Source organism: Mycobacterium sp. ACS4054 (assembly GCF_001667275.1).
Taxonomy (GTDB): Bacteria; Actinomycetota; Actinomycetes; order Mycobacteriales; family Mycobacteriaceae; genus Mycobacterium.
Window position 1 is genome coordinate 19,487 of record NZ_LZHV01000047.1, and the last position, 7,756, is coordinate 27,242.

7 protein-coding genes are annotated in these 7,756 nt (G+C 71.6%); 5 read left to right on the top strand and 2 right to left on the bottom strand.

Going from position 1 to position 7,756, the window contains the following annotated elements; translation table 11 throughout:
* Positions 1-39 precede the first annotated feature (39 nt).
* The 5 genes from A5730_RS12330 to A5730_RS12350 all read left to right on the top strand — a co-directional run bounded on the left by A5730_RS12330 (position 40) and on the right by A5730_RS12350 (position 5,155).
* Entirely contained in the window at positions 40-753 is a 714-nt protein-coding gene (locus tag A5730_RS12330) for a histidine phosphatase family protein (protein WP_067900355.1), read from the top strand.
* Between the two features lie 102 nt (positions 754-855).
* Positions 856-2,862 carry an SDR family oxidoreductase gene (locus tag A5730_RS12335; protein ID WP_067900374.1) on the top strand — a complete coding sequence of 669 codons (2,007 nt, stop codon included), beginning with the start codon at positions 856-858 and terminating at the stop codon, positions 2,860-2,862.
* Positions 2,863-2,914: 52 nt separating this feature from the next.
* Entirely contained in the window at positions 2,915-3,658 is a 744-nt protein-coding gene (locus A5730_RS12340) for a 2OG-Fe dioxygenase family protein (protein WP_067900377.1), read from the top strand.
* Between the two features lies 1 nt (position 3,659).
* Complete coding sequence (locus A5730_RS12345; protein WP_067900358.1) at positions 3,660-4,700, top strand: nucleoside hydrolase; 1,041 nt, start codon at positions 3,660-3,662, stop codon at positions 4,698-4,700.
* Positions 4,697-5,155 (top strand): hypothetical protein, encoded by a 459-nt coding sequence (locus A5730_RS12350; protein ID WP_067900362.1) that lies wholly within the window; start codon positions 4,697-4,699, stop codon positions 5,153-5,155. The genes A5730_RS12345 and A5730_RS12350 overlap by 4 nt, the downstream gene beginning before the upstream one ends.
* Before the next feature lie 54 nt (positions 5,156-5,209).
* On the opposite strand, the gene cmaA1 is transcribed toward A5730_RS12350, so the two are convergent.
* Positions 5,210-6,097: a cyclopropane mycolic acid synthase CmaA1 gene (cmaA1, locus tag A5730_RS12355; RefSeq protein WP_067900365.1), complete on the bottom strand. Its 888-nt coding sequence runs from the start codon at positions 6,095-6,097 to the stop codon at positions 5,210-5,212.
* 67 nt (positions 6,098-6,164) lie between these two features.
* Positions 6,165-7,667 carry a DNA polymerase Y family protein gene (locus A5730_RS12360; protein ID WP_067900366.1) on the bottom strand — a complete coding sequence of 501 codons (1,503 nt, stop codon included), beginning with the start codon at positions 7,665-7,667 and terminating at the stop codon, positions 6,165-6,167.
* Between the last annotated feature and the right edge of the window lie 89 nt (positions 7,668-7,756).

Here is a 7,756-nt window from a genome sequence, read left to right on the forward strand (position 1 = left end):
CCTTCCCACCGATGCCGTCGGCAGGGCAGGCTATTTGCCATGCCGAAGCGCAGCGTGATCCGGAATGTCTCGAAGGCCGTCGCGGCGTTGACCGCGGTCCTCGTCGTCGGGGCCTGCGGCGGGACACCGCAGGCGCGCAGCATCACGATCACGTTCATCCGGCACGCCCAGTCGGCATCCAACGCCAGCGGGATCATCGACACCTCGGTGCCCGGGCCCAGCCTGACCCCCGAGGGTCAGGGGCAGGCCCAGCAAGTCGCGCACCAGGCGGGCCACAAGGACTACGACGGCATCTACGCCTCCACCATGGTCCGCACCCAGCAGACCGCCGCGCCGTTGGCCTCGGAGCTGGGCAAGCAGGTCGAGGTGCTGCAGGGCATTCAGGAGATCAACGCCGGCTGGTTCGAGGGCAAGCCGATCCCGCAGGAGAACGCGACGTACCTGCTGGCGCCGGCGGACTGGCTCCGCGGCGACACGCAGGACAGCATCCCGGGGTCGGTCAGCGGCAAGGAGTTCAACGAACAGTTCACCGCCGCCATCGCGAAGGTCTACAACAGCGGCCAGCACGACCCGGTGGTGTTCTCGCACAAGTTCGCCATCGAGTACTGGACGCTGATGAACGCGAAGAACGCCAAGGACTCGTTGCTGACCAGCCACCCCCTGCCCAACATCGGCCGCGTGGTGATCACCGGCAACCCGCTCTACGGCTGGACCCTGGTGGAGTGGGACGGCATCCGGGACTTCCACAACTGACGCGTCACGGGGTGGATGGTGGCGACCCGCCGCGCCCGGCTACGCCGCGCTTGCGATCGCCACAGTTGACGCGGGCGGCCGCCAGCCGCCACGATGGGCTGCATGCGGTATGTCGTTACCGGCGGTACCGGGTTTATTGGTCGCCGCGTCGTGAGTCGCCTGTTGGACAGCCGGCCCGACGCCCAGGTGTGGGTGCTGGTCCGCCGGGAGTCGCTGGGCCGCTTCGAACGCCTGGCGGCCGAGTGGGGTGAGCGGGCGAAGCCGCTGGTCGCGGCGCTGCCGGAGCTGGAGCTGGCCGACGAGACCGTCGCCGAGCTGGGCCGGGTCGACCACGTCGTGCACTGCGCGGCCATCTACGACATCACCGCCGACGAGGCCCAGCAGCGCGCCACCAACGTCGACGGCACCCGCGCCGTCGTGGGGCGGGCGCCGCGGCGGGGCGCGACGTTGCACCACGTGTCCTCGATCGCCGTGGCGGGTGACTTCCCCGGCGAGTACACCGAGGACGACTTCGACGTCGGCCAGCGGCTGCCCAGCCCGTACCACCGGACGAAGTTCGAGGCCGAGCTGCTGGTGCGCTCGGCCCCGGGACTGCGTTACCGGATCTACCGGCCGGCGGTGGTGGTGGGCGATTCGCGCACCGGCGAGATGGACAAGGTCGACGGGCCGTACTACTTCTTCGGCGTGCTGGCCAAGCTGGCGGCGTTGCCGTCGCTGACACCCGTCCTGCTGCCCGACACCGGGCGCACCAACATCGTGCCGGTCGACTACGTCGTCGACGCGCTGGTCGCGCTCATGCACGCCGAGGGTGGTGACGGCCGCACGTTCCACCTGACCGCCCCCAAAACCGTTGGGCTGCGCGGCATCTACCGCGGCGTCGCCAAGGCGGCGGGCCTGCCGCCCGCGCGCGGGTCGCTGCCCGGCTCCGTTGCCGCGCCGGTGCTGAAGGTGCGGGGGCGGGCCCGGGTGCTGCGCAACATGGCGGCCACCCAGCTCGGCATCCCGGCCGAGGTGTTCGACCTCGTCGACCTCAAGCCCACCTTCGTCAACGACCAGACCCGGAACGCGTTGCGCGGCACCGGCATCGAGGTGCCCGAGTTCTCCGACTACGCGCCCAGGCTGTGGCGGTACTGGGCCGAGCACCTCGACCCGGACCGGGCGCGCCGCGACGATCCGCGGGCCCCTCTGCGGGGCAGGCACGTCATCATCACCGGCGCGTCCAGCGGCATCGGCCGGGCGGCGGCGATCGCGGTCGCGGAGCGCGGGGCCACGGTGTTCGCCCTGGCCCGCAACGCCGACGCGCTGGACCAACTGGTCGCCGAGATCCGCGCCGGCGGGGGCGACGCCCACGCCTTCACCTGCGACGTCACCGATTCCACCTCGGTCGAGCACACCATCAAGGACATCCTGGGGCGCTTCGACCACGTCGACTATCTGGTGAACAACGCGGGCCGATCGATCCGCCGCTCGGTGGTCAATTCGACCGATCGGCTGCACGACTACGAGCGGGTGATGGCGGTCAACTACTTCGGCGCGGTGCGGATGGTGCTGGCGCTGCTGCCGCACTGGCGCGAGCGTCGATTCGGTCACGTGGTCAACGTCTCCAGCGCCGGCGTGCAGGCGCGCAACCCGAAGTACAGCTCGTACCTGCCCACCAAGGCGGCGCTGGACGCGTTCGCCGACGTGGTCGGGTCGGAAACGCTGTCCGACCACATCACGTTCACCAATATCCATATGCCCCTGGTCCGTACGCCGATGATCGCGCCGTCGCACCGGCTCAACCCGGTGCCCGCCATCAGCCCGGAGCGCGCGGCCGCGATGGTGGTGCGCGGCCTGGTGGAAAAGCCGGCCCGCATCGACACCCCGCTGGGCACGCTCGCCGAAGTGGGCAACTACTTCGCGCCGCGGACGTCCCGGCGCATCCTGCACCAGCTGTACCTGGGTTACCCGGACTCGGCCGCCGCCCGCGGCGTGCCCGCCGAACCGGCCGCCGCCGTTCCCCGGCCACCGCGCAAGCCGAGGCGGCCCGTCCGCGCGGTCACCAAGGGCATCCGGACACCGCGAGGAGTCAAACGTCTGGTGCGCTTGGTGCCCGGAGTGCACTGGTAAATCGACTAAATCGACGCGTTTGCGCCGCGCGCGATTGCGGTATTCCGGCGCGATGACCCGGATTCTGTCCGAGAAGCGGGCCGACGCCGACCCCGTGGCCGCCGCGGCCCGGCTGGTCGCGCCGGCCGGCGCCGCCGTGATGTCCTCATTCGACGTGACGCGGAGCCTGGGCGCCGGCCGCGAAGAGTGGACCCGGTTCGCCCGGCATTGGCAGCGGCTGGGGCCCGACCCTTACGCGGCCGAGCTGGGCGTGCAGCGGCTGCGCCGGTACGGCCAGTACTCCCTGCGCGACGGGGTGCTGCGACCGATGCCCAGGAGCACGTTCGTGCAGCCGGAGGACTCCAATCCGCTCTACATCGGCAAGGACCGCGACTTCGAGCCGCTGACCGAGGCGTTCGCTGGGGATCCCTTGCTGCGCAAGCTGATCGATCTGCTGGCCCGGGTGGCGGACGCCCTGGACCGGGTGCAGGACTGGAACGTCAAGGTGCATTTGTTCCGGATCCGGTCGTTGACGGACGAGGGTGGCCATCCCACGCCCGAGGGCATGCACCGCGACGGCGTCACCCTGGTCAGCTCGCTGCTGGTCGGGCGGCGCAACGCCATCGGCGGCGAGAGCACCGTGTGCGACCTCGACGGCCGGCAGTTGCTGGCGACCACCCTGGCCGAGCCCGGCACGCTGATGCTGGGCGACGACCGCCGCACCCTGCACGGCGTCTCCCCGATCCGGCCGATCGACGGCTCGGGCCCCGCGCAGCGTGACGTCCTGGTGATCACCTTCGCCTCGGCGTGGCCGTAGAATCCCCGCGGTGACCCCCGTCTTCGTCGACGTCGACACCGGCGTGGACGACGCGCTGGCCCTGATGTACCTGTTCGCCAGCCCGGATGCGGACGTGGTCGGCATCGCCTCCACCGGGGGAAACGTTGGCGTGCAACAGGTTTGCGAGAACAACCTGGGCCTGCTCGAGCTGTGCGCCGTCACCGGCATACCGGTCTCCAAGGGCTCGAACGAGACCCTGTCGGGGCCCATGGGCCTACCATCGAAGGTCCACGGCTCCCGGGGGTTGGGGTACGCCGAGCTGCCGACCGCCGATCGCCGGCTCACCGATCACGACTCGGCGAGCGCCTGGGTGCGCGCCGCGCACGCCTTTCCGGGTGAGCTCATCGGCGTCGCGACCGGGCCGCTGACCAATCTGGCGTTGGCGCTGCGCGCCGAACCGGCGCTGCCGACGCTGTTGCGCCGGCTGGTCGTCATGGGCGGTTCCTACGATCACCGGGGCAACACCACGCCGGTGGCGGAATGGAACATCAGCGTGGACCCCGAGGCCGCCGCCGAGGTGCTGGCCGCCTGGGACCCCGAAGTCGTTGGGCCAGAGCGTCTTCCGATCCTCTGCGGTTTGGACCTGACCCGCAGGGTGGCGATGACGCCGGAGCACCTCGCCAGGCTGGCGGCCGCCGCCGGGTCGACGGCGACGCCGATGAGCGCGGACGACGAGCCAGGGACCCGGTCGACGGCGTCCAACCCGCTGATCCGGGTGGTCGAGGACGCGATGCGGTTCTACCTCGAGGCCTACCAGGACATCGGCCACGGCTACCAGGCGCATCTGCACGATCCGCTGGCCGCGGCCGCGGCGCTGGACCCGGGGCTGGTCTCCACGCGCCCGGCGACCGTCGACATCGAGCTGACGGGGACGCTGACCCGCGCCATGACGGTGACCGATTGGTCGGGACGCCGAAAGCCGAACGCCCTGATCGGCGTTGACGTCGACGCGGCGGCGTTCTTCGACCGGTTCATCGAACGGGTTGGGGCCTTCGCACGCCGGTTACCCTGTACCCCATGAAGATTCGCTTCATCGAGGTGCTGCGCGCGGGGTGGGGCGCCGTGCTGCTGGCCGCCCCGTCCGAGGTGCTGGAGCGCATTCACGGCGTGCAGGTCGATCGCAAGGCGCTCGTCGTCACCCGGATCCTGGGCGGACGTCACATCGTCCAGGCGCTGCTGTCGGGGATCAATCCCGGTCCGGAGGTGCTGGCGGCCGGCGTGTGGGTGGACACCGTGCACTCGGCCACCGCGCTCGGCCTGGCCGCGGTGGACCGGCGCCGGGCCCGCGGCGGGGTGATCGACGCCGCGGTCGCGGGGTCGTGGGCGGCGCTGGGGTGGCGCCACCTGCGCACCGGGCAGGCCAGGACCGACGGGGTGCGGGGCCGCGATCGGCTGGCCCGCGCCGTGGTGGGGGCGTTGCCCGGCGGCGCCGGGGTGATGGCGCGGGCGCAGGCGGTGCGCGACCGGCAGGGCTGAGGGCGCGAGCCGTCGAGGGTCAGGCGCCGCCCGGTGTCCGGCGTGCCGTGGAAGTCATTTCTGCAACGTGAACTGATTGACGTCGATGTAGCCGATCCGGAATGCGTCGGCACAACCGGTCAGGTATTTCATGTACCGCTCGTAGACTTCCTCGGACTGCACCGCGATGGCCTCGTCCTTGTGGGCCTGCAGTGCGGCGGCCCAGATGTCGAGCGTCTTGGCGTAGTGCGGCTGCAGCGACTGCACGCGACTCACGGTGAAGCCGTTCGCGGTGGCGCGCTCTTGCACCATGGGTATCGAGGGCAGCCGCCCACCCGGAAAGATCTCGGTGACAATGAATTTGATGAATCGGGCGAACGTGAACGAAAGCGGCATGCCACGCTCGGCCATCTCCGTCGGGTGCAGCCCGGTGATGGTGTGCAGCAGCATGACTCCGTCGTCGGGCAACAGGTCGTGCGCCAGGGTGAAGAACGCGTCGTAGCGCTCGTGCCCGAAGTGCTCGAAGGCGCCGATGCTGACGATCCGGTCGACCGGCTCGTCGAACTGCTCCCAGCCCTCCAGCAGGACCCGCGCGGAACGTGGGCTGTCGGATTGGGCGATCAACTGCTCGACGTGATCGGCCTGGTTGCGGCTCAGGGTGAGGCCGACGACGTTGACGTCGTATTTTTCGACGGCGCGCATCATGGTGGCACCCCAACCGCAGCCGACGTCGAGCAACGTCATGCCCGGCTGCAGACCGAGTTTGCCGAGCGCGAGGTCGATCTTGGCGATCTGCGCTTCTTCCAGCGTCATGTCATCGCGCTCGAAGTAGGCGCAGCTGTACGTCTGGGTCGGGTCGAGGAACAGCCGGAAGAATTCGTCCGACAAGTCGTAGTGGGCCTGCACATCGTCGAAGTGCGGCGTTAAGTCATTTCCCTCGGGGGGCTCCGACGTCGTTGGCATCGTGTCAGCCTAGTCGCCGGGCCGGCGAAGATTCGCGGTCGAGCCGATCCGCGCAGGCCCGGGCACCTCACTCGTAGCTGCCCTCGAGGTACCAGCGCCGCTGGCGGTAGCACAGCAGAAACGCCCGCTCGCTTTCCAGCAGGACCTGCGCGCGGGCGGTGCGGCCCTTTCCGACGTCGGGATCCCACCACCGCTCGTCGACCGGCCACGGGCCGGCCCACCAGTCCAGCCGCTCGTCCCGGCCGTGCCCGGTCAGCCGCGCCGGGTCGGCGGAGAACAGCCCCCGGTTGGTCACCCGCACCGGGTCCCCTTGGGCATCAAGCAATTCCACCGCGTCATCGAGCAGCACCGCCGGCGACGGCTCGGGCAGCCGGCCGGGCCAGGGCTGAGCCGGGTCGGCCCGCGGAACCGGTTCATCGCCCAGGGGGGTCAGCGTGATGCGTTCGGCCGGCCCGCGCCCGCCGGACAGCACCGGCACGCGCACCGCCTCCGGCCCGAGCAGACCCTGCACCCGCACCAGGGCCCGGCGGGCCCGCAGCCGGTCCTCCTCGCCCAGGCCACCCCACAGCGGCAACTGCAGCGCCTCGGCAGACACCACCTCGACCGCCCGCAGCCGCAACAGCGTCACCGCCGCCGTCGGGCGGGGGTGACGGGCGGTCCGGCTGCTCAACCAGCCATCCAGTTGCCAGCGCACCCGGTCGGCGGTGGCGTCCTCGGTCAACGGCTCGGCGCACCGCCAAACCCGGTGCAGCTCTTCGCCGTTGGCGGTGACGGCGTGAATGGCCAGCCGGGTGCAGCCCACCCCGGCGGCCATCAGCGTCCGGTGCAGCGCCGCGGCCAGCGAACGCCCGGCGAAGGCCGCCGCGTCGACCCGGTCGATCGGCGGGTCGCAGTCCAGCACGGCCTCCAGCTCCTCCGGCGGCTCCCGCCCGGACGGTCCCCGCTCGGGCTCGCCGCGGGCCAGCCGGTGCGCGGCCACCCCGTCGGCGCCGAATCGGGACGCCACGTCGGTGGCCGACAGCGCGGCGAACTGGCCGATGGTGCGAATCCCCATCCGCCACAACAGGTCCGTCAGCTCTTCGCGCCCGGGGCCGCACAGACTGGGTTCGGTGGCAAGCTGGCGGATCGACAGCACCGACAGGAACTTCGCGTCACCGCCCGCCGGGACGATGCGGCCCGCCCGCGCCGCGAAGACCGCGGTGGACAACCGGTCGGCGATCCCGACCTGGCACTCGGCGCCTGCCACTGAACTCACAGCCACCGCGTCGATCAGCCGCTCGGCGGCGTCGGCCTCGGAGCCGAAATAGCGGGCCGCCCCGCGCACGGGCAGCACCAAGAGCCCGGGCCGCAGCACCTCGGCGCGCGGCACCAGGTCGTCCACCGCGGCAATGACCGCTTCGAAGTGGCGGGCGTCGCGGTCCGCGTCGGCGGTGGCGACGTGCAGCTGTGGGCAGCGGGCCGCCGCCTCCCGGCGCCGCAGCCCCCGCCGCACCCCTGCCGCGCGGGCGGCCGCCGAGCAGGCGATCACCCGATTGGCCAACGTGACCGCCACCGGTGCGGTCGCGGGCACCCCCGCCGCCCCCGCCCCCCCCCCCCCCCCCCCCCCCCCGCCCCCCCCCCGGCCCCGCCCCCCCGGGGCGGCTAAAAAGACGCCCCCCC